Below are 21,466 nucleotides of genomic sequence, written 5' to 3'. Positions count from 1 at the left end.
AAGTCTGGCAGGTCGGACAGCACTAAAGGAAAGCAACGTGACCAAGAAGAAGACGAGCCCGCTCGAGCGGGTGCAAAACGATATGAAGAAGTGCGTGAAGTGCGGCGCCTGCCGCGCCCACTGCCCCGCCTTCGGCACATTCCAGAGGGAGCCGGCCACGGCACGGGGGAAGGTGGCCCTGGCCCAGCACGTCATGAAGGGGGACATCACCCTTGACGACGGGACCTACGCCGCCATGTCCAAGTGTCTTTTGTGCGGCAGCTGCGTGGACAAGTGCCCGAACCAGGTCCCGACCGACGAGATCGTGATCGCGGCGCGCGAGGCGCTGGCCCAAAACCGCGGTCTTACCACCTTCCACAAGGCGGTCGGCCAGGTGATCAAGAGGCGCAAGCTGATGAAGATGGGAGCTTTCGCCGCCTCCATCCTCGGCCCACTCTTCTTCCGCAAGGTCCCGGCCACCTCCGGCCTGAGGCTCCGCTTCCCCATCCCCTTCCTGGGCGGGACCCGCCACATCCCGCAGATCGCCAAGAAGCCTTTCCTGACCCGCCACCCGGAGGTCATCGAAGGGGAGCCTGGGAAACCGCGCATCGTCTTCTTCGTCGGCTGCATGACCAACTTCGTCTATACCGGGATAGGGGAATCGACCCTCGCCCTCTTCAGGCACCTCGGCTGCACCGTGATCATACCGAAGGACCAGCAGTGCTGCGGTCTCCCGGGGATGTCGGGAGGCGACCTGGAGACGGTGCGGGAGCTCGCGGAAAAGAACCTCGCCGCGCTCGAGGCCCATCGTCCCGACTACGTGATGACCGCCTGCGCCACCTGTGGCGGTGCCTTGCACAAGCTCTACCCGCTGGTGATCGGGAAGAGGAATCCGGAGCTGAAAGAGCGCCTCCAGGCGCTGGCGGACAAGACGGTGGATGCCTCCGCCCTCCTGCAGAAACTGGGGCTCGACCCGCTGGAGACAGGCGGCGGGGACGACATCCGCATCACCTACCACGACCCCTGCCACCTGAGGACCGCCGGCATCACCAAGGAGCCGCGCGGCCTGCTGAAGAAAACTCCCGGGATCGACCTGGTGGAGATGGAGGGCGCAGACCGCTGCTGCGGCCTGGGAGGCACCTTCAACGTCTACCACTACCAGAGCTCACTCGACATCAACTCCGGCAAGACCGCCGCCATCCAGGCCACGGGGGCCGACTGCGTGGTCACCGGCTGCCCCGGCTGCATCATGCAGCTCTCCGACGGCCTGAAACAGGCCGGTGATAAAACGAAGGTACTGCACACCGTGGAGCTTCTGGCCCGTAAGATCTTGAGCTGACAGGGTCTTCCCTGTCAGCCCCCTCCCCTCCCCCCGACCTCAAACTTTCCTCCCTGCCTAAGTACCTGGTTCGCCGAAATTTACTTTGTAAACACCGTTTTTCTTATTGACTTTTGCCAAGCAAAACCTTATTTACTTTTACGTTCACTCCGTTAAAATTTAGTCTGCTGTTCTATTTTTTGCGTCTCCACGGACGCAATGACGGGCTCCGGCGCGTGCTACTGACTTGAACTATGCGTTTTTCTTTGGCATTTTAGGCATTACATCTCTGAAAAATCGGGTTAAACGCCTCATCTCGCAGCTTCAGCGCAGCATGCCTCTCCGCAAACGCAACCTCTTCCTGGCTTCGCGCAGCACTCATTACCGCAGCAGCAGCGTTAGCGTCTACCGCGAGATGAAACGGTGTCCCAAAATAGAACAGAAGGGAGCCGCCGGCGACTTGCGGAGGCACCGCCGCATAAGCATCGAGAAGTGCTACAAAAACAACGGGGAACCTGACCGCCATCCAACACGCTGGCGCCCCCCCACCCTCGATACATCCCGATATGACGCCCAAGTGCAACACTTTTTTGTTTTAATCACTAAAACGGGAGGATGGCAACATGACAAGGTTCAAAAATCCCAGCTACCGGAAGGATGCCCCCAATGTCTAATACACAAATCAGACCCTCACTGAAGAACCCCTTCGACAAGGCGGAAACGGTCGATTTCAACATCCCGGGCGAAATATCCCGCGCCACGGGCGGCTACGAGGAGGCGATGCGGGAAGGTCACGACCTGATCCAGCGCCCGATCAAGTCGGTAAGCATCGACCAGATCGAGAAACAGCATTTCAAAAAGAGGATGACGGTCTGGGAGAGGATCAGGGTCCTCACCGAGGAGGAGCCCAACATCCTGTTCCAGAACTGGGGCAAGAACCTGGACGGCGCTTCCCTGGTCACCGGCATCCTGAACATCCACGGCCGCGACGTAGCCATCTACGGGCATGACTTCACCGTGCGCGCCGGCTCCATGGACGCCACCAACGGCAACAAACTGGCCCGCCTCATGTACATGGCCGGCGAGAAGGGGATCCCGGTCATCGGCATGAACGACTCCGCCGGCGCCTTCGTCCCCGCGGGGGTCGGCGGCCTTGACGGCTACGCCGAGGTCTTCACCGCCCTCAGGAAGATCAGCGGGGTGGTCCCCAGCATCATGTGCATGTTCGGCTTCAACGCCGGCGGCGGCTCCTACCTGCCGCGCCAGGGGAGCTTCGTGATCCAGCCGAAGGACACCTTCTTCGGCCTCACCGGCCCGGGCGTCGTCAAGAGCGTCTTGGGCGAGGACGTAACCCCCGAGGAGCTCGGCGGACCGAACGTCCACAGCCAGACCGGCGTAGCCGACCTCACCGCGGAGGACGAGGTGGGAGCACTGAGGGTCGCCATCCAGCTCCTCAACTACCTGCCGGACAACAACTCGGTGATGGCCCCCTACCAGCCGACCAGCGACCCGCTGGACCGGAAGACCTGGGAGATCAACACCCTGCTGAAGAAGGCCTTCAACTCGCCGACCGGCTTCAACACCCCGTTCGACGTCTCCATCATCATCCAGCAGATCTGCGACCACGGCGACTACTTCGAGATGCAGCCGACCCGCGCCCGCAACGTGGTGACCGCCTTCGGCCGCCTGGGCGGCAACGTGGTCGGGTTCGTGGCCAACAACTCCGCGGTCGACTCCGGCCAGATCGACTGCGACGCGGCCTTCAAGATCGCCCGCTTCAACCGTTTCTGCAACATCTACAACATCCCGATCATCTTCATGGAGGACACCACCGGCTTCCTCCCCGGCCGCGAGCAGGAAGCCCGCGGCATCGTTCACGCAGGGCGCGCCATGCTCGACTCCATCGTCGACATCAGGACCCCGCGCATCCTGCTGATCCTCAGGAACGCCTACGGCGGCGCCTACGCCTCCTACAACAACTACCCGACCGGCGCCGATCTCGTCCTGGCGCTGCCGACCACCAGGCTCGCCGTCATGGGCCCCGCCGGGAAGGAATTCGTCTACAAGAACGAGCTCAGGAAGATCAGGAGCGAAGTGGTCGAGAAGGTCAAGCGCGGCACCCAGGAGCGCATCGAGGCAGGGGTCAAGCCGGAAGCGGCCAAGGCCGACGCCGAGAAAGAGGCTGCGGAGTGGTTGAGGGCCGAGGAGGCCGTGCTCAACACCCGCTACGAGAAAGAGCTGATGAACCCGAAAGAGGCGCTGAGCCTCGGCTCCATCTCCTCGCTGGTCATGCCGACCGATCTCAGGCAGGTGCTGGGAGAGAACCTGAACTTCTTCCTGCGCCACTACAAACCGGGCCCGATGCAGGGCGTCCAGAGGGAGTTCCACTGACATGACCACTATAAATTTGGGACTGGGGACTGGCAGCGGCCAGGGTATCGGATACAACGTCACCGGGGCGATCGGTGAGCGCGGGGACCAGCAGAGGGGATCGGCGTGCCAGCAGGACCGTCCGCTGCGTCTATTAACTGGACTGGAGACGAAACAGATGTCACTCGACAATTACGCACACAACCCGCTGGTGCACCGCGACCGGCGGCTCAGCAGGGCCTCCTCGCCGTGGGTCCGTTCCTTCTCCTGCGAGGACCTAAAACCCCTGATCGTCTGCCGCGGCCCGATCAGGATGGAGGCGATGGACGTCTACCAGGAGATGGGGATCAGCCACTACGGCATCCTCCTTTCCGAAAAGGACTCCATAGTCTACGCCAACGCCTTGGCCCCGGAGCTGAGGAAGCTGACCGACTCGACCAGGGTCCACAGGGTGCCCGACTACACCGGGGCCAGCAAGGAGGAGCGCGTCGAGCGTATCCACCAGATCATCAAGATCGCGCTGGACAACGGCTATGACTCCATCTTCGCGGGCTACGGCTTCATGGCGGAGGACGACGAGTTCGTCGGCGCCATCGAGCAGGCCGGCCTCAAGTTCATCGGCCCCTGCGCCGCCACCCAGACCGGCGCCGGCAAGAAGGACGAGGCCAAAAGGACCGCCCTCTCGGTCAACGTCTCCGTAACCCCCGGTATCGACAACGTCACCGCCAAGACCCTGGTGAAAAAGCACCCGAGCCGCGAGCAGCTCCTGGCCCTGGTCACCTCCGACGGCCTCGAGTGCGACGCCGAGGTGCTCGGCAACACCAAGCTCTCGCTGGAAGACCTGGCCGACCACATCCTTTACGCCTCCTACAGCAAGGGGATCGACCTCTTCTCCATCGAGGAGCTCTGCGCCCAGGTCCAGGAGGAAGTGACCGGGATGCTGAAGAAGTTCCCGCAGAGCCGGGTGCGCCTGAAGGCCATCGGCGGCGGCGGCGGCAAGGGACAGCGTCTTCTGGGCGCCGCCCTTTTGAACGAGAAGAACCCCACCGACGAGCTGATCGCCCGCGAAGCAGCCGAGGCACCGGCCCTGGTCCGCGAGATCCTCAACGAGGTCAAGGCCAACGGCATCGGGGACAACAAGAACGTCCTGGTCGAGCTCAACATCGAACAGACCCGCCACAACGAGATCCAGCTGATCGGCAACGGCGAGTGGTGCCTGGCCCTGGGGGGCCGCGACTGCTCGCTGCAGATGCACGAGCAGAAGCTCCTCGAGGTTTCCGTCACCCAGGAGGGGCTCCTGGCTGCCATCGAGAGCGCCCGCACCGCCGGACGCGACGCAGAGGTGAAGGCGCTGGAGAGCGATCTCAAGGTGCTCAGGAGAATGGAAGAGGAATCCGAGCGTTTCGGCCTGGCCGTGGGCCTCGATTCCGCCTCCACCTTCGAGTGCATCGTGGACCGCGACCGCCACTACTTCATGGAGGTCAACACCAGGATCCAGGTGGAGCACAGGGTAACCGAGCTCTGCTACTCCCTGAAGTTCGTGAACCCGGATGACGCCAGCGACTGTTTCGTGGTCGAGAGCCTGGTCGAGGCCATGGCACTTCTGGCCCGTCACAAGAAGCGGCTCCCCAAGCCGGAGCGGATCGTGCGCTGCAACGCCGCGGTCGAGGCCCGCTTGAACGCCACCGACGCCTCCCTCTCCCCGCACGCAGGCGGGATGATCCGCTACTGGTCCAAGCCGATCGAAGGCGAGATCCGCGACGACCAGGGGATCAGCATGGTCAACCCGGACACCGGCCTCTTCATGAAGTACAAGGTTGCCGGCGCCTACGACTCCAACATCGCGCTCCTCCTCACCAAGGGCAACGACCGCCTGGACAGCTACGAGAGGATGTCCGAGGTCCTTCGCTCCACCACCCTGCGCGGCACCGACCTGGCCACCAACCTCGAGTTCCACTACGGCCTGGTGAACTGGTTCCTGGGCAGGAACGTAATGGCCAAGCCGACCACCCGCTTCGTGGTCCCCTACCTGACCCTGGTCGGGACCCTGAAGGAAGTCTCCAACAAGATCGACCCGGTCTACGCCTTCCTGCAGATGAAGAAGCACTACCAGAAGGTGATCTCCGACATGTTCGCCGCCCAGCCGGAGGTGGCCGCCAAGGAAGCGAAGAACATATCGACCCTGCTGGACAGGAAGGGGACCCTGATCATCCGCCCGATCGAGCGCCTGCTGGGCGACCCGCACCTCCTCTCCGGCTGGCTGAGCCTCAACACCAAGAACTTCCGCATCGACAACGGGAAGGTGGTCTGGCTCAGGAACCCGGTAGGGGTGCTGAACGAGACCTACGAATACCTGCACATGAACTACCGTCCGCACAAGCCGGCGGCTGAGATCATCTGGGGCCACGACAACGAGCTGCTGCAGCAGGCGCTTAGATTCTCCAGGACGCTGCGCGAGAAGTTCGGCCTGGCCCGCGATGAGTACTTCACCCTCACCGGCATCCTCAAGAACGAGGAGCCGCAGGGGGACTTCGACGCCGAAACCTGGCAGCAGGTCCGCTCCGCCCACTTCGGCTACGAGGCCGGGCTCGAGCTCCTGGGCATGCTCTTCCTGATCGGCGAGCAGACCAAGTTCTGGGATCTGCGCGTGGAGGACGACCTGGAGATCGTGATCCCCGAGTACCTGAACGATCCCGAACTGCAGGGCCGCATGAAGAAGATCCTGGTCCCGCCCCCCGCCACCAAGGCGGACGAGATCGTGGCGGTCTGCGGCGGCATGTACTACGGCCAGGAAGCGCCCGGCATGCCACCCTTCGTGACCGAGGGGATGCACTTCGAAAAGGGACAGCCGCTGTACATCATCGAAGTCATGAAGATGTTCAACAAGGTCTACGCCCCCTTCTCCGGGACCATCGACAAGATCCTGATGACCTCGGCCGACGGCACCATCGTCTCCAAGGGGCAGCCGCTCTTCAAGGTCTCCCCGGACGAGAAATTCGTCGAGGTCGACGCCACCGCGGTCGAGAAGGAAAAGCGCGGGGTAACCGGGGAATACCTCAAGGCGGTGCTGTAGTCGCCTTGCCGTGGTTCCCACGCCAGGACGCAAAGAGGGCTCCGGATCGTTGATCCGGAGCCCTCGGCTCACCGACCGACCCCACTGCCACCAGCTGGGGTCGGTCTATTTTCGGGGATTTTTCAGGCTGCCGCGAAGCAGAAGTTGTCACCCTCGACCGATGCGGAGAGTGCTTCCATGAACGAATCGGCCATGGGATCCTTGACGATGGCCATCACGCCGTGACTGACGGACCACATGGTCCCGCAGATATGGCACTCGACCAGGTCCTCGGTAAAGCTGCCGGAGCGTAAATCCATCGCTACGTGCTCATGATTTTTACATACGGGGCATTGCATGCCGACTCTCCTTTTCAAGCCTCTGGGCTAGAACGTCCTCTGAAGTTTTTAAAACTATAGGCAGCCTGAATATTTTTTTCAATCAAAAAATTCGCAAAAGAACCAGCAAAACAGCATGTTACGGAATTTTACGGTTTTGCTGGCCAAATCGACATTTCAGCGGATACGCGAAAATAAAACAGCCCCGGAACCGACAGCGGCAAGGCTCGCAGGTAACATACTGTTTTTGCGGTCTTTTCAGCTTTAGACCGTCATTTTAAAAATAGAACAGTTTCGGCCGCCACTTCGGCCAAACTCGAAAACCGGACCCGGAAAAAAAATTTGTCTTGTCACATCTGAAGAGAAGGCTTAATACCTTGTCTTTGTCCTTTACGTTAGCTTCGCCACTTCATTTCACGGCCAGGAGAGCACTATGAGCATTTCCGACAAAAAGCAGGCATGGCAGAAATTGGCAGAGAAGAGCATCGCCAAGTCCCCCGAGCGCAGGAGCTCCTTCCGCAACAGCTCCGACCTCGAGCTTGACCGCTGCTACGCCCCCGAGTTCGAGTACCCGGGCTACGAGGACCGGTTGGGCTTCCCGGGGCAGTTCCCCTACACCCGCGGCGTCCAGCCCACCATGTACCGCGGCAGGTTCTGGACCATGCGCCAGTACGCAGGCTTCGGCAACGCCAAGGAGTCCAACGAGCGCTACAAGTACCTGCTGGGGGCCGGGCAGACCGGGCTCTCGATCGCCTTCGACCTGCCGACCCAGATGGGCTACGACTCCGACGCCGCCATGAGCCGCGGAGAAGTCGGCAAGGTCGGGGTCGCCATCGACTCGCTGGCCGACATGGAGATCCTCTTCGACGGCATCCCGCTCGACAAGGTCTCCACCTCGATGACCATCAACTCGACAGCCTCCATCCTGCTGGCCATGTACATCGCCGTGGCGGAGAAGCAGGGGGTTTCCAGCGCCCAGATCTCCGGGACCATCCAGAACGACATCCTCAAGGAGTACATGGCGCGCGGCACCTATATCTATCCTCCGAAGGAGTCGATGAGGATCATCACCGACATCTTCGCCTACTGCAAGGACAGCGTCCCCAAGTGGAACACCATCTCCATCTCCGGCTACCACATCCGTGAGGCGGGCGCCTCCGCGGTCCAGGAGGTCGCCTTCACCCTGGCCGACGGCATCGCCTACGTCGACGCAGCCATCAAGGCCGGCCTCGACGTGGACGAGTTCGCCCCGCGGCTGGCATTCTTCTTCAACGCCCACAACAACCTCCTTGAGGAGGTGGCCAAGTTCCGCGCCGCCCGCCGCATGTGGGCCAGGATCATGAAGGAGCGCTTCGGTGCGAAGGACCCGCGCTCCCAGATGCTGCGCTTCCACACCCAGACCGCCGGCTGCACCCTCACCGCGCAGCAGCCCGACAACAACATCATGCGCGTCACCCTGCAGGCCCTGGCGGCCGTGCTGGGGGGGACCCAGTCGCTGCACACTAACTCCCGCGACGAGGCCCTGGCCCTTCCGACCGAGGACTCGGTCCGCATCGCGCTGCGCACCCAGCAGGTCATCGCCTACGAGTCAGGCGTGGCCGACTCGGTCGACCCCCTGGCCGGTTCCTTCCTGGTCGAGTCGCTCACCGACCAGATCGAGCAGCAGGCCCAGGCCTACATCGACCGCATCGACGCCCTGGGCGGCGCGGTCGAGGCCATCTCCCGCGGTTTCCAGCAGAAGGAGATCCAGGATTCGGCCTACGCCTACCAGCGCTCGATCGAAAAAGATGAAACCATCATCGTCGGCGTCAACAAGTTCACCGTCGAGGAGGGCGCGCCGGAAAACCTCCTGAGGGTGACCGACGAGGTCGAGGTCAACCAGAAGGCCGCACTGACCAGGATGAAGTCACAGCGCGACGCTGCACGGGTGGAGTCCACCCTGAAGGCCCTGGAGATCGCCGCCAGGGGGAGCGAAAACCTCATGCCCTTCATCCTCGAGGCAGTCAAGAGCTACGCCACACTGGGCGAGATAGCCAACGTCTTCCGGGGCGTCTTCGGCACCCACAGGGAAACCGTGGTCCTCTAGACTGACAGGACGAAACCTCCGGCAGAACCAGCGTGACACACTGAAGCTTCAGAAAACAATCACACTGGATCTGTCGGAGGTCTCTCTCTCATACGCCATGCAGGTGGACGGTTGCCTCACATACCGGAGGCTGAGGCTATGACACAAGATCCACCTGCACCGACATAGCCAGTCATGAACCAAGCCCCGAAACAAGAAGCTCCTTCCCTGGAAGCATCACCGTCCGCGTTTCAAGAACCAAAAAGCCACCTAACTTAATAAATTTACTCTTAATCAGCTTGCACCAGTTTCCATTTTAAGATATCCTTCACACTCGGCTGGTACAGCCATATCACAAAGGAATTTGTATGCTTACCAAAATCAATCATATCGGAGTCGCCGTCCACTCAATCGAGGAAGCCGTTCCCTTCTACCGTGACACCATGGGAATGACCCTGCAGGGAACTGAAGAGGTCCCGAGCCAGCAGGTGAAGGTCGCCTTCCTGTCGGTAGGAGAGTCGAAGATAGAACTGCTCGAGCCCACCTCCGCCGAGAGTCCGGTGGCGAAGTTCCTGGAAAAGAACGGCCCGGGGGTGCACCACGTGGCCTATGGAGTCGAAGACATCACGGCCGCCATTGCCAAACTTGTCGCAGGGGGAACGAGGATGATCGACCAGGCGCCGCGTCACGGCGCTCACGGGGCGCTGATCGCCTTCGTCCATCCCAAGAGCAGCGGGGGTGTGCTAACCGAGCTCTGTCAAAGCGCGCACTGACACTGTCATAGGGAGTCAGCTGCTCAGTCACAATTTCATGAGAGACTGATTTTTCTGTTGACATTTGTTTGAATAATTATATATTGACCTCAGTTTTATATAACACGGTTTGCTTTTTGTGGGGCAACGTAGCTTCCAAGCGCGTCTTCTATGACGGGAGTCAAAAATGCTGACCCAAGTTGATGAAAAATATCGACTTTTCTGGGCTCTCTGATCCCGTCGCCGCTCCTCGCTGTGACAGGAGGAGAGCCTTTTTTCGTATACGGGTATCAACGTTGTGAGTAATGGTAGGTAAAACATACAGGTTTAGCAGTTCGGGTCCCCATTGTTATTCAATCACGGTGTATCACCAAAACCAGGAGGTAGACGATGAGCTTTAAAAAGAAGGTCCTCGCATTTGCAGCGGTCAGCGCGCTGAGCGCGGCAACCGCTGTACCGGCAATGGCGCTGGAGAATGAATTCCACGGCATTTACAAGATGAAGTACTTTGTGTCGAACCTCGACAACGGCGGCGCCGGCGCGTTCGACGCGAATAAGACCGCAGAAAAAGTTTCCGCCATGAACTACTTCGAGCAGCGCGCGCGTCTCATCTACAACGCGAAGGCCAACGACCACCTGAAACTGGTGCTCGGCTTCGAGATCGACTCCGTCTTCGGTGACAGGTCCCAGGGCACCCTGGCCGGTTCCACACAGGTCGGCGTTGGCACCTCTGGCAACACCACTACCGCCTTCAGGAACTCCGGCGGCGCACTCGACACCGACGCGGTCAACCTCGAGACCAAGTGGGTCCACCTCGACTTCGACATCCCGAACACCCCGACCAACGTGAAGGTCGGTACCCAGGCCATCAAGGACTCCATCAAGGGTATCCTCTTCGACTGCGACGCAGGCGGTATCTACACCGGCAGCAAGTTCGGCAACACCCAGCTGAACGTCGGCTACTTCCGCGGCTACGAAGGGATCACCGGCGACACCGGCGGCGCCAAACGCGGCGTCAACAACCTAGACATCGCCATCCTCGAGGCAAAGTACAACGTGAGCAAGGACCTGGCGGTCGGCGGCGCTTACTACGGCCTGTATGATTACCGCGATTCCACCGCCACCATGATCGACCACACCCTGGCCGCCAACGCCGACGGCAAAGTGGGCCCGGTTGCCCTCAGCGGCTTCCTTGCCGCCCAGCTCGGCACCCTCGACAACAAGCAGACCCACGTCTCCCAGGACCTGCACGGTTATGCCGCCAACGTGGCAGCCAAGGTCAAGGCAGGCCCCGGCACCGTCAAGGCTGCCTTCCTCTACACCTCCGGCGACAAGAGAAACGGTACCGGCGCGAACAACAACGCCTGGCAGAGCCTCCAGCAGGATGTCAACGGCGTCAAGAGCGGCGCCGGGCTTAACAACAATGGCATGGCCGGCGCCGGTTCGCTCAACACCTACAACGAGTCCGGCATGATGCTCCTCAACAGGAACGCCGCATCCGAAGGAACCTCCACCGATCGCAACATCGACGCCACCACCAACAACAAGAACCAGGGTCTGACCGCTTTCTTCGTCGGCTATGACGCCAACATCAACCCGAAATGGTACGCCAGCGGCAACGTCGGTTTCGCGCTGACCTCCTACAACAACGCCTCCGGCCCGATCAACAACGCCACTAGCACCGCAACCACCAAAAGACGGAACGGCAGCCAGTTCCTCGGTACCGAGATCAACGTCGAGACCGGCTACAAACTCTATGACAACCTGACCGCCAGCGTCCAGGCGGCCTACGTCTTCCTCGGCGACTACTACAAGGGAACCGCTTCCAACAGCACCAGCACTTCCTCCAAGGATCCGATGAACCCCTACACCACCCGTCTGGTCCTCAGCTACGCATTCTGAGAACTTCCGGCCGGCGGGGTCTCCCTGCCGGCCGGATCGGCATCACCTTAAAAAGGCGAACCGTCTGGTTCGCCTTTTTGTCTTTCCGGCATCAAATCTTAGACTGAACCACCGAGTGCCCGCCCCCCCAAATGTCTCCATCGAAGTAAAGACTAGGCTGTTATGTCAAAGGGAAGAGCTTTGCCACTCAGGAATAGTCACAGCGCCCTCCTCCTACTTCAAAGATCAGGCCTTACCCATCCTTCATGTCACTCTGATAGCATGTCGAACCCCGTTATCCTTTCCTGAACAAGAGACAGCCTCGACCTCTGCCAGAGAATTAGGGGAGCCGGTTGACAAGAGAAAATAGCATGATTTAATTCTAATAACGAAATATTACCTTCATTAAAGGAGCGCAACATGAAAAGAATGGCATTGATGTTGTCTGCAGCTGTTTTCATGCTGTCTGCAGTACCGGCTTTTTCTCAGATGTCTCCTGACGAGAAGAACGAGTGCCTCCTGGCCTCGAAGAACTGCGCCAACCAGGTCGATGACATCTACAAAAGGATCCACAAACTGGACAGAGAGATCAGAAAGGGCACCAGGGTCTACACTCCGGCGGAACTGAAGAGGCTCCAGGACAAGCTGACCGAAACCCAGGAGCTCCTCGACGAGATGACCTCCAGGAAGGGCCAGTAACCAGACGCGAAGTGCACCCTGCCACTGAACGCTCCGAATGATCGATATTCAGAAAAAGGGCGGGCCCCATGGTCCGCCTTTTTTGCGCCCGAAAGATGGCACGGAGGCCCAGACGGCTGACATGGACAGATCGCTATGAGATTGTTTCAGCATACCCTGAAGATGCTCATCGCGCTTTGCCGATACTATGAAGTGTCAACCAATGAACCTTTCGGTGACAGTGCTGTTACAGTGGAAATCAGCACCGTCAGGAGGGCTTGAGATCCCTACAAACTCTTTGACTAAAACAGGCTCCTCTGCGATAATCCGCGACGCAATCGTCACCTGAACCAGGAGCCGCCATGAAGAAAAGAGTCTTTGCCTCGATCGTAGTTGCAGGAGCACTCCTCACCCCCCTCACTGTGTCAGCAGCACAACTTAAGGCATTCGTAGCGCCCTTCGCGGTGACCCCCCAGGAGGCCTCGGGCCTCAGGGATACCCTGCAGCGGCTCCTGACCTCGCGCATCTCCGGTGACGGGATCACCACCGTCAGCTCGCCGGCCGAGGCCGAAGTAGTGATCTCCGGAAGCTACACCCAGATCGGCAAAACTTTCAGTCTCGACGCCGTCGCCAAGCTCCCCTCGGGCCAGACCGTCGCCACGGCTTTCGAGCAGGGAGACGACCAGGACCAGGTGATCCCCGCGCTGGGAAAGGTCTCGGCCAAGATCAAAGCCGAAACGGTGAAGAACGTCGCGACAACAGCCTCCCAGGCCCCGGCTGTCCCGGCGGCCCAGGCAGCTCCTGCCTCGCCGGCTACACCGCCGGGAAGCACGGTCTGGAGAAGCCAGCGGATCGCCGGCGCCCAGACCTCCATCGCAGCGGCCGACATTTCGGGAGCCAAGGCCTATTTCGTGGCCGAGGCGCAGAAACTGACCTTGTACCGTCAGGACAAGAACCTGACCAAGGTGGCCGAAGCTGAGATCAAGGGAAACGGCAAGGTCCTGGCCGTCGATTCGCTACCGGGAACGGACGGATCCCTGCGGGCTTACGTCACCATCATTGAAAACGAAGCGCCCGCGTCGCGCATCTACTCCTTCGAGCAGGGCCAGTTGAAGCTGGTGGCCGAGAAGCTCCCTTACCTCTTCCGCGCGGTGGCACTCGACGGGGGCCCGGTAAAGCTCTTCGGCCAGCAGATGGGGCGCGAAGACGACTTCTACGGCGACGTCTTCGAGATCTCCCAGAACGGCGGCAAGGTGGAAGCGAAGAACCCGATCAAGCTGCCGCGCTACGCCAACATCTTCAACTTCAACGCCTTCAGCGACTCGGACGGGAAAAGGTACTTCCTGACTTTCAGCAACGACGGCTACCTGCTGGTTTACTCGCCTGAGGGAGAGGAGCTCTGGAGGAGCCCGGACAAGTTCGGCGGCAGCGAAACCTACTTCCAGCGCGAATCGCAGAAGGCCGTTCGGGAAACCGACGAGAAGTTCAGGTGGATCTTCCTCAACCAGCGTATCGTGGTGACCGCCAAGAAGGAGATCATCCTCCCCCAGAACATGGGCCTCTTCGTGGTGGGGAACCACCGCTCCTATGACAAGCACTCCTTCACCGCACTGCAGTGGAATGGATCGTCGCTGGAGGAGCTCTGGAAGACCAAGGAGAACCCTAACTACCTGGCCGATTACCTCTACCGGCCGGAGACGGGCGAGCTGGTGCTGCTGGAGGTGGTGCAGAAGGAAGGCTTCTTCTCCAAGGGGGGAAGCACCGTCCAGGTGGTACGCGCCCAATGACCCGATCGCGGGGGGAATTAATCGTTGACTTCCCGCGGCTCAGCTGTTACGTTTTGCTTTTTTGAGCCCCGCTTTAGGGGCTGCAAATCTTTCTCAGGACCTACCGTGACAAACCCCTCATGCATTGAAGCTCCGCTCCCCAAAGGGGTGAGCGATTTTCTACCGGAGACCGCCGACAAGATCTCCTTCATAGCCGGGCGCATCCACCGCGTCTTCGACCTCTGGGGATTCAGGCGGATGATCACGCCCCTCTTGGAGTTCGAGGACGTGCTGGCGCTGGGGATGGGGGAGGAACTGCGCGGCAAGACCTTCCGCTTCGACGACCGCCAGACCGGAAGGCTCCTGGCCATCCCCCCCGACATCACCCCGCAGGTGGCGCGCATCGTGGCCACCAGGATGCACGGGCTGCCACTACCCTTCCGGATCTATTACAACGGTCGGGTGCTGCGCCAGGCCGCCATGCAGTCCGGCCGCAGCCGCGAGATCTTCCAGTCCGGCGTGGAACTCATCGGGCTTGACTCCCCTGAGGCCGACGCCGAGATGGTGGCCATGGCGGTCGAGGTGCTGAAGGACCTGGGCTTCACCGGCTTCAAGATCGACCTCGGGCAGGTCGCCTTCTACCGCGGCATCATGGATGCGGCAGGAATTTCGGCAGCCGGGCAGCGCCCGCTGCAGGATGCCATTGCCAAGAAGGACGTCTCCGCGGTACGGGCCCTGCTCGATAGCGAGAAGATCTCCGACCGGGCGAAGGAAGAGATCTCGCTCCTCCCCAGGCTCTACGGGGGACGCGAGGTGCTGGACGAGGCGAGCCGCATCGCCGGCAACGACCGCTCCAAGAAGGCGCTGGACAACCTCGCCCAGGCCCTCGAGATCCTCGACATCCATGGCGTTTCCGACCACCTCACCATCGACCTTGGCGAGATACGCGGGCTCGACTACCACACCGGGATCACCTTCGAAGGCTTCGTTCCCGGCGTAGGCGAGGCGGTCTGCAGCGGCGGGCGCTATGACGACCTGACCGCCAAATACGGCTTCCCGGCGCCCGCTACCGGCTTCGCCTTCAACATCATGGCGCTCCTCTCCAGCCTCTCGAAGCGGCCGGACGTGGAAGCCAGCCGCAGCCGCGACTTCCTCATCTTCAACCAGAAGGACGAGCGCCGCGAGGCACTGGAGATGGCGCAGCGGCTGAGGGGGTTGGGATACACCTGCGCCCGGGACATCATCAAGCGCGACTTCGAAAGCTCGCTTAGCTACGCCAGAAAGATGGACATCAGAATGCTGCTGGTTATCGGTGCCGAGAATTGCTCCGAAAACGAAGTGTACCTGGTACGGACCGCCGACAAAAAGGGCGTGGTGGTTACCAGGGACGAGTTGTTCGATAAAGGATTGGAATTGAAATTCGATCGGCAAGGGGAGAATCATGGCTAACGTCGTTGTAATCGGTGCCCAATGGGGTGACGAGGGTAAAGGAAAGGTAGTCGACATCTACACGGAGTTCGCGGACGACGTGGTGCGCTACCAGGGCGGTAACAACGCCGGCCACACACTCGTGGTCGGGGACGAAAAGGTGATCCTGCACCTGATCCCGTCCGGCATTCTCCACGCCGGCAAGAGATGCGTGATCGGAAACGGCGTGGTGCTCGATCCGGAGGTCTTCATCAGGGAGATCACCAAGCTCAAGGCGGGCGGCCATCTCCAGGACGACAAGGCGCTCCTCCTCTCCGAGGCGCTGCACATCATCATGCCGTATCACAAGAGGATCGATATCGCCCGCGAAGCCAAGAGCGGCTCGAAGAAGATCGGGACCACCGGTCGCGGCATCGGACCGGCCTACGAGGACAAGATCGGACGCCGCGGCATCCGCCTGATGGACCTTTTGGACCCGAAGGCCTTCACCCGCAAGGTGAAAGAGGTGCTGGAGGAGAAGAACCTGATCCTGCAGCAGTTCCTGGGCGAAAAGCCCTTCACCTTCGAGGAGATCTACGACGAGTACATGCCTTACGCCGAGACGCTCAGGAAGTACACCGCCGACACCTCCCTGGTCCTGCACCAGGACATCAAGGCCGGCAAGAGCCTCCTCTTCGAAGGCGCCCAGGGAACCCTGCTCGACGTCGACCACGGGACCTACCCGTACGTGACCTCCTCCTCCACCTGCGCGGGCGGCGCCTGCACCGGAAGCGGGGTGAGTCCCAGGGAGATCCACGAGGTGATCGGCATCTCCAAGGCCTACGCCACCAGGGTCGGCAGCGGTCCCTTCCCGACCGAGCTTTTGGATGAAACCGGCGAGGCCCTTCGCCAGGCAGGCAATGAATTCGGCTCCACCACCGGGCGGCCGCGCCGCACCGGGTGGTATGACGCTCTCGTGGCGCGCTACGCGGTAAGGGTCAACGGCCTCTCCGGCATCGCCCTCACAAAACTCGACGTCCTTTCCGGCCTCGAGACCATCAGGGTCTGCATCGGCTACAAGTACCAGGCAACCGTGCTGGACGAGATCCCCGCCAGCCTCGAGATCATGGAGCAGTGCACTCCGATCTTCGAAGAGCTCCCCGGCTGGAATGACGACATCACCAAGGCGAAGAGCCTCGGCGAGCTTCCGAAGAACGCTCAACTCTACATCAAGCGGGTCGAGGAGCTCTCCGGCGCTCCCGTGGTGCTGGTCTCGGTAGGTCCGCGCCGCGACGAGACCATCATCCTCAGGAACCCGTTCGAGAAGGCATAGAACCAGGGGCGGAGACCAAGCCGGCTATCGTCATTCCCGCGAAAGCGGGAATCCAGGGCACTTCGGGACCACCTGGAGGGGGATAGGCGCCTTGCAGATAGCCTCCGCAGCAGCACGAGAAAAGTTATAATTCTTTGATATTTTAAAAAAGCATTGACGCAGGAAAAGGCATTTGCTATAAGGTTGTTCTTGTTTCACGGAGCAGCATGAGCCGCTAGCTCAGTTGGTAGAGCACCTGACTTTTAATCAGGTGGTCGTTGGTTCGATCCCAACGCGGCTCACCATTGTCCCCATCGTCTAGCCCGGCCCAGGACACCGCCCTTTCACGGCGGGAACGGGGGTTCGAATCCCCCTGGGGACGCCAGCTCCGGACAACGGGCGCTGCATGGCCAATCCCATCGGCCTCCTCTTCCATGGGGGGGCGTTCCCTCTCTCAGGTGCTGCCCTCGCCCGCCGTTACTCCTCCGAGCAGTTCGATGTCGCACCCCGCTCTGCTTCGTCCTGACGCCGCCCACTTCGGTGCCGGGATGCCGGTCCCGGCTATCTCAGGGCGTCCGGGTCTGTGCGATCGCCACGAGATACGCGGCGTACAAGGCGAGGAGAAGAAAGCCGCGTTTCCTTTCGATGAGTCCTTTCGAGGAGGGAAAGGTCGCTAGGACCGAAAGCACGCCACAGACCACAGCAATAGCGACTTCCTGCCACCTGATGATTATGGGACAGATGATGGCCGCCACCGCGACAACGAGAAGGCCGTTGAAGATATTGCTCCCAAGTATCGTTCCCAAGCCAACCTCGTCGTGTCCACGCAGCTTCGAGACCAGGGTTGTCGCCAGTTCGGGCACCGAGGTCCCTATCGCAACTACTGTCGCACCGACAACGAACGCGTCGATGCCGTATGCGACTGCAACACCCTTCGCGCCCCGGACAATGGCGTAACCGGAGACAAAGAGAAAGGTTAGCCCGACAACACAGGAAAGAACCGCAAGGACTATCCTGTGCTCTCCGAGAACTTCTTCTGCTGCACTTCGCTGTTTCCTGACCTCGATCACTGTCGCACCCAGCCAGAGGAGAAATATGCCGAGGAGCAAGAAGCCGTCAATGCGAGACACGACGCCGTCCAGCATCAGCACGCCGGTGACGACAGGAACCAATAACGCGACCGGGAAATCTCTGCTAACGCTGCCCCGGGGGCTCTTGATTCCGGAAATCGACAGTGCGAGGCCAAGAATCAAGGCAACATTCACCACGTTGCTCCCGAGCACGTCGCCGAGTGAAATCTGCGGCGTCCCGGCGGTCGCTGCATTGATGGACACAGACAGTTCCGGGCTCGATGTCGCGAACGCGGCGACAGTCGCGCCGACTATGCCTGGTGAAATCCTCGCCCAGCGATCCAGGCCGACCGATCCCCGAACAAACAGCTCGCCTCCAACCCCAGCCGCCACAACTCCCAAGATCAAGAATGCATAGTTGTTCACTTCGTGCTCTCTTCCACCAGTGGGGAGTCTTGCCCAGTCTCCGGGCGTCACAACGCGTGCATCATCAGCCTTTTCAGTTCAGAACGGCCCGCGCCCCCCAAACAACGCCGAGCAGCAACAACGCCGACGGGACAAGAATCCTGACGTATCGTTTCCAGTCATCGAGACTAGCCGGGGTCCCGTCGGCAGTCTGCCCGCCACAGTAGCGGATATCAACGAACCTGGCGACGATCAAGCTAGCAACACCAAAGCCAAAGCCCGCGAGTGGTAACGCTGCGGGCATCTGCGGATAAGCCAGGGGGAAAACGGCAGCGATCACCACCACTCCGTTGCCCAGCATTATCCAGTAAAGCCGAAGAAAGAGACCGAGAACCGAATCAGTAGTCCTGCCGTCTGCCATGGCACACCTCCAGCGAACATTGCATTCACTGGATAGCGGCCCGACTACCCCAAGCTCCTGCAGCGGCTGATGCGCGCTGCACCCTTGCGTAGGATCATACCAGAGAGCCAGAATAACCGACAGATATCTGCAACTGGTTGCAGATATGGTGAACGGTCTCCCTGGGAACCCCTGCGACTTGGGCTGTCGCCGTGATGGTGTCGCCTGCTAACAACCGCTCGATTGCGATTATCCGATTGGGCGCTAGCACCCCTCCATTTTGCCTGCGTGTGGTGTTCTGTGACATTTCGTGACTCCCTATCTTTACTAGCTCCACCCTTTGTTGCCGGTTAAACCACACTGCCAACAACCTGCGTACAACTACGGTCCTCCGGACCTTGCTCCCGAACATCACCTGCTTGAGAGTCCTCAGAGAACCCCAGCAGCATGGAACCTATGGATACTTGCACCCCGTCACCTGCTGTCCCTCCCCCCGAGTTATGCAAGCGCTTGTGGATCTCCGTGTTCCAACTTGAGGTGGGAGCTTTAAACTGTGCAGCACGTTGATATGGAAACAGTTCTGCTATACCTGTAACTCAGCGCATCCTGCAATACACGCATGTTCTGAAGCCAGGGTTCAATCCGATTCCAATCCTCAACCTGGAGGGACGCCAGCGCCCGCTTGACGCTTCGTGTTGACTGCGACACCTTCGGCGGGCGCTTCCAGAGGGGGTCAGGCCCCCTCCGGCGCTGCCTTCCCGCTGCCTCCCCCTTTCAGAACGCGCGGCCTTCGGCCGCTATCCCCCCCGTTTCCCGTGTTCGCCCGCCTTGTGCCGGCGCGGCTCCTTGGTGGAAGTCTTCCGGCGGCCGGCGCTACAAAGATTGGCACCGGCAAATCCGGCATGCCCCATCGGTCCTCGGACTGCGGCCGCGAGTAGCTGCAGGAGAGGGTCGCAAAGCTGCTCGGCAGACGATCCTTGACTTCGGCCCCGGTGTGGCGAAAATTCTCTTGTCGAACCGACCGACTCTGCGGCCACCGGGGCAGCTGCAGGGTCTGTTCTCGTGAAGAGGAAGTGAGTCGCCCTGGACTCGGGGAGGAAATCGATGGCACAACGTCTCACACTGATGGCAGCGTTGTTCGCGGCCTTGCTCCCCCTCGCGGGCTGCGGCGCGAGCAAGCCTGTGCTGAACGCATACGCCCTTGAAGACGCGAACGTCGGCGGCGATCCTTCGAAGTCGATCCCGCGGATCAAGAGCGTGCTCGTGTGGCCGCTCGAGAACATAGCGGCCGGCGGCAAGTCCAAGGGCGTCGAGACGACCATGACCGGCGTGCTCGCCGACCTGCTCCACATGCGCGGCGGCTTCGACCGTGTGGTGATCCTGGAGGAGACCCAGGCGAACGATTTCATGACCCGCGCCGGCGAGGCGCTCCGCCTCAAGACAAAACCGAAGAACCCGATCGACGGCGCGCTCGTCGCGACCACACTCGGTCAGTTCACCGGCGCCGAGTGCATCCTCGTGGCCCGCCTCGAGGCCTACGACGAGGAGAAGGTCGACAAGGCGACCGTCACCGTGGTTGCGGCGTCGTTTGACCTCCTCGACGCGCGCGAGAGGTCCTACGCCGCGCTCGATAGCTTCACCGTCGTCCGGCGCCTCTGGCGTGCCCACGTCAAGGAGACCAGCGCGGAGAGTCCGTTCGCCGCCCGCAAGGGACCCGACGACACTGCCCGGTCCATGCTGCAGCGGGTGGTCGACCGCCTGTCAGCGGACCTGCGCCTCTAGAAATCCTCTTCCCGGCGCGATCTGCAGGCGCTTGCGGTGCTCGTGTTCCATCTTGCGGCGCGGCTACTGCTAGGCACGACTCATTTCCATCAAGAGCCTTCGAAGGCCGGTCCTTCAAGAGAAGCCTGCAATTCCCGCATAGCCTCCACCCAAGGCTGAATCTGTTTCCATCCCTCAGAGCGGAGGGACGCCATTCACTCGCGGCGCCAGGACTTCGCATTTCTGCGTCACGCTCCTCGCGCCTGCCTGCGACGGCCGCCAGGCAGGCCTCGGCATTCGCTCGTCGCGTTCCTTGTCTCGGCTCGGCGCTGCCCGGCCTCCCCTCCCGTGCTGCCCCTAGTGCAGACCTGGCAGCTCCATCTTATTTTCTCCCATACGAACCGTCCCGGAAGCCGATACTGGGGTGCGTGAGGACTTCTCTGACGGCGCCTTCGTTAGCTTGAGGTGCGAGGGCTCAATTCCATCCTGGCCGATCCCGACGGACGCTTCTTTAAAATCCCGTCCATATAGCCTCGGGGAAAGAGTTTCTCGGCGGCTGGTCCTGCCCATTCGGTCGGAAGCAGCTTGATGGCCATTGACAAGTTCTTTCTTTCGCAAACAGTCTGGGACGAACTTCCAGCATTATCTTATTTCTAAAGATTGTTTCATCCCCCGCCAACAGGGGATTGATCGCTTCCTGAGTTGCTCGAGGGGTTGTTTCTCTTCAGCGGAAGGAGGCGTGATGAAGATCGGACCGGGGAGTTCCTCGATGCAGCGGATCTTGGGGACAAATCTTGAAAGGAGTCGAGCGATGAGCACGCGTGCGATCAAGATTGTGCTCTTCCTGGCAGTGGCGGCGGTTGTCGTCGGTGCGAGCATTTCGGTGGCAGAGGCACAGGTCAACGCAATTTC

14 protein-coding genes and 2 tRNA genes are annotated in these 21,466 nt (G+C 60.7%); 13 read left to right on the top strand and 3 right to left on the bottom strand.

The genetic code is table 11. From position 1 onward, the window contains the following. The first annotated feature begins 37 nt into the window (after positions 1-37). From AC11W3_RS18380 to AC11W3_RS18370, 3 genes are all read left to right on the top strand, one after another. Positions 38-1,318, top strand: a complete 1,281-nt coding sequence (locus AC11W3_RS18380) for a (Fe-S)-binding protein (RefSeq protein ID WP_484090445.1) — start codon at positions 38-40, stop codon at positions 1,316-1,318. Between the two features lie 645 nt (positions 1,319-1,963). Then, positions 1,964-3,688, top strand: coding sequence for an acyl-CoA carboxylase subunit beta (locus AC11W3_RS18375; RefSeq protein ID WP_484093516.1), 1,725 nt, complete (start codon positions 1,964-1,966; stop codon positions 3,686-3,688). A gap of 157 nt (positions 3,689-3,845) precedes the next feature. Next, entirely contained in the window at positions 3,846-6,740 is a 2,895-nt protein-coding gene (locus tag AC11W3_RS18370; protein WP_484091291.1) for an ATP-binding protein, read from the top strand. A gap of 122 nt (positions 6,741-6,862) precedes the next feature. Here the strand turns inward: AC11W3_RS18370 and AC11W3_RS18365 are convergent, their stop codons facing one another. Further along, positions 6,863-7,039, bottom strand: coding sequence for a hypothetical protein (locus AC11W3_RS18365; protein ID WP_484091277.1), 177 nt, complete (start codon positions 7,037-7,039; stop codon positions 6,863-6,865). A 451-nt stretch (positions 7,040-7,490) separates the two neighbouring features. Between AC11W3_RS18365 and AC11W3_RS18360 the strand changes: the two genes are divergently transcribed. The 9 genes from AC11W3_RS18360 (at position 7,491) to AC11W3_RS18320 (ending at position 17,303) form a co-directional block, all read left to right on the top strand. Further along, positions 7,491-9,143, top strand: coding sequence for an acyl-CoA mutase large subunit family protein (locus AC11W3_RS18360; RefSeq protein WP_484091278.1), 1,653 nt, complete (start codon positions 7,491-7,493; stop codon positions 9,141-9,143). 347 nt (positions 9,144-9,490) lie between these two features. Next, positions 9,491-9,895 (top strand): methylmalonyl-CoA epimerase, encoded by a 405-nt coding sequence (gene mce, locus AC11W3_RS18355; RefSeq protein WP_484091279.1) that lies wholly within the window; start codon positions 9,491-9,493, stop codon positions 9,893-9,895. A 369-nt stretch (positions 9,896-10,264) separates the two neighbouring features. Beyond that, entirely contained in the window at positions 10,265-11,776 is a 1,512-nt protein-coding gene (locus AC11W3_RS18350) for a hypothetical protein (protein ID WP_484091280.1), read from the top strand. 399 nt (positions 11,777-12,175) lie between these two features. Beyond that, a complete protein-coding gene (locus tag AC11W3_RS18345; protein ID WP_484091281.1) occupies positions 12,176-12,454 on the top strand; it encodes a hypothetical protein in 279 nt (92 codons plus the stop codon). A gap of 341 nt (positions 12,455-12,795) precedes the next feature. Further along, positions 12,796-14,220 carry a hypothetical protein gene (locus AC11W3_RS18340; RefSeq protein ID WP_484093515.1) on the top strand — a complete coding sequence of 475 codons (1,425 nt, stop codon included), beginning with the start codon at positions 12,796-12,798 and terminating at the stop codon, positions 14,218-14,220. A 105-nt stretch (positions 14,221-14,325) separates the two neighbouring features. Then, complete coding sequence (locus AC11W3_RS18335; RefSeq protein WP_484093514.1) at positions 14,326-15,648, top strand: ATP phosphoribosyltransferase regulatory subunit; 1,323 nt, start codon at positions 14,326-14,328, stop codon at positions 15,646-15,648. Continuing rightward, on the top strand, positions 15,641-16,939 hold the full coding sequence (locus AC11W3_RS18330; protein WP_484091284.1) for an adenylosuccinate synthase: 1,299 nt from the start codon (positions 15,641-15,643) through the stop codon (positions 16,937-16,939). Before AC11W3_RS18335 ends, AC11W3_RS18330 begins: the two co-directional genes overlap by 8 nt. Before the next feature lie 208 nt (positions 16,940-17,147). Continuing rightward, positions 17,148-17,223: transfer RNA gene (locus AC11W3_RS18325), tRNA-Lys, on the top strand. A gap of 2 nt (positions 17,224-17,225) precedes the next feature. Then, positions 17,226-17,303 (top strand) — tRNA-Glu (locus AC11W3_RS18320). Between the two features lie 181 nt (positions 17,304-17,484). On the opposite strand, the gene AC11W3_RS18315 is transcribed toward AC11W3_RS18320, so the two are convergent. Together AC11W3_RS18315 and AC11W3_RS18310 are read right to left on the bottom strand one after the other, a co-directional pair. Further along, complete coding sequence (locus AC11W3_RS18315) at positions 17,485-18,414, bottom strand: calcium/sodium antiporter (protein WP_484093513.1); 930 nt, start codon at positions 18,412-18,414, stop codon at positions 17,485-17,487. 73 nt (positions 18,415-18,487) lie between these two features. Further along, positions 18,488-18,814, bottom strand: coding sequence for a hypothetical protein (locus tag AC11W3_RS18310; protein ID WP_484093512.1), 327 nt, complete (start codon positions 18,812-18,814; stop codon positions 18,488-18,490). Between the two features lie 1,083 nt (positions 18,815-19,897). Here AC11W3_RS18310 and AC11W3_RS18305 point away from each other — a divergent pair. After that, positions 19,898-20,575, top strand: coding sequence for a hypothetical protein (locus tag AC11W3_RS18305; RefSeq protein ID WP_484093511.1), 678 nt, complete (start codon positions 19,898-19,900; stop codon positions 20,573-20,575). Positions 20,576-21,466 lie beyond the last annotated feature (891 nt).

The sequence above is a fragment of the Geomonas sp. genome (assembly GCF_056994735.1).
This window is presented reverse-complemented; position numbering and strand designations above follow the sequence as displayed.

What these genes read in the sequence shown, in the direction of transcription:
- AC11W3_RS18375 (WP_484093516.1), top strand. Translation starts at nt 1,964, where the DNA reads ATGTCTAATACACAAATCAGACCCTCACTGAAGAACCCCTTCGACAAG.
- AC11W3_RS18370 (WP_484091291.1), top strand. Translation starts at nt 3,846, where the DNA reads ATGTCACTCGACAATTACGCACACAACCCGCTGGTGCACCGCGACCGG.
- AC11W3_RS18365 (WP_484091277.1), bottom strand. Translation starts at nt 7,039, where the DNA reads ATGGATTTACGCTCCGGCAGCTTTACCGAGGACCTGGTCGAGTGCCAT.
- AC11W3_RS18360 (WP_484091278.1), top strand. Translation starts at nt 7,491, where the DNA reads ATGAGCATTTCCGACAAAAAGCAGGCATGGCAGAAATTGGCAGAGAAG.
- mce (WP_484091279.1), top strand. Translation starts at nt 9,491, where the DNA reads ATGCTTACCAAAATCAATCATATCGGAGTCGCCGTCCACTCAATCGAG.
- AC11W3_RS18350 (WP_484091280.1), top strand. Translation starts at nt 10,265, where the DNA reads ATGAGCTTTAAAAAGAAGGTCCTCGCATTTGCAGCGGTCAGCGCGCTG.
- AC11W3_RS18345 (WP_484091281.1), top strand. Translation starts at nt 12,176, where the DNA reads ATGAAAAGAATGGCATTGATGTTGTCTGCAGCTGTTTTCATGCTGTCT.
- AC11W3_RS18340 (WP_484093515.1), top strand. Translation starts at nt 12,796, where the DNA reads ATGAAGAAAAGAGTCTTTGCCTCGATCGTAGTTGCAGGAGCACTCCTC.
- AC11W3_RS18330 (WP_484091284.1), top strand. Translation starts at nt 15,641, where the DNA reads ATGGCTAACGTCGTTGTAATCGGTGCCCAATGGGGTGACGAGGGTAAA.
- AC11W3_RS18310 (WP_484093512.1), bottom strand. Translation starts at nt 18,814, where the DNA reads ATGGCAGACGGCAGGACTACTGATTCGGTTCTCGGTCTCTTTCTTCGG.
- AC11W3_RS18305 (WP_484093511.1), top strand. Translation starts at nt 19,898, where the DNA reads ATGGCACAACGTCTCACACTGATGGCAGCGTTGTTCGCGGCCTTGCTC.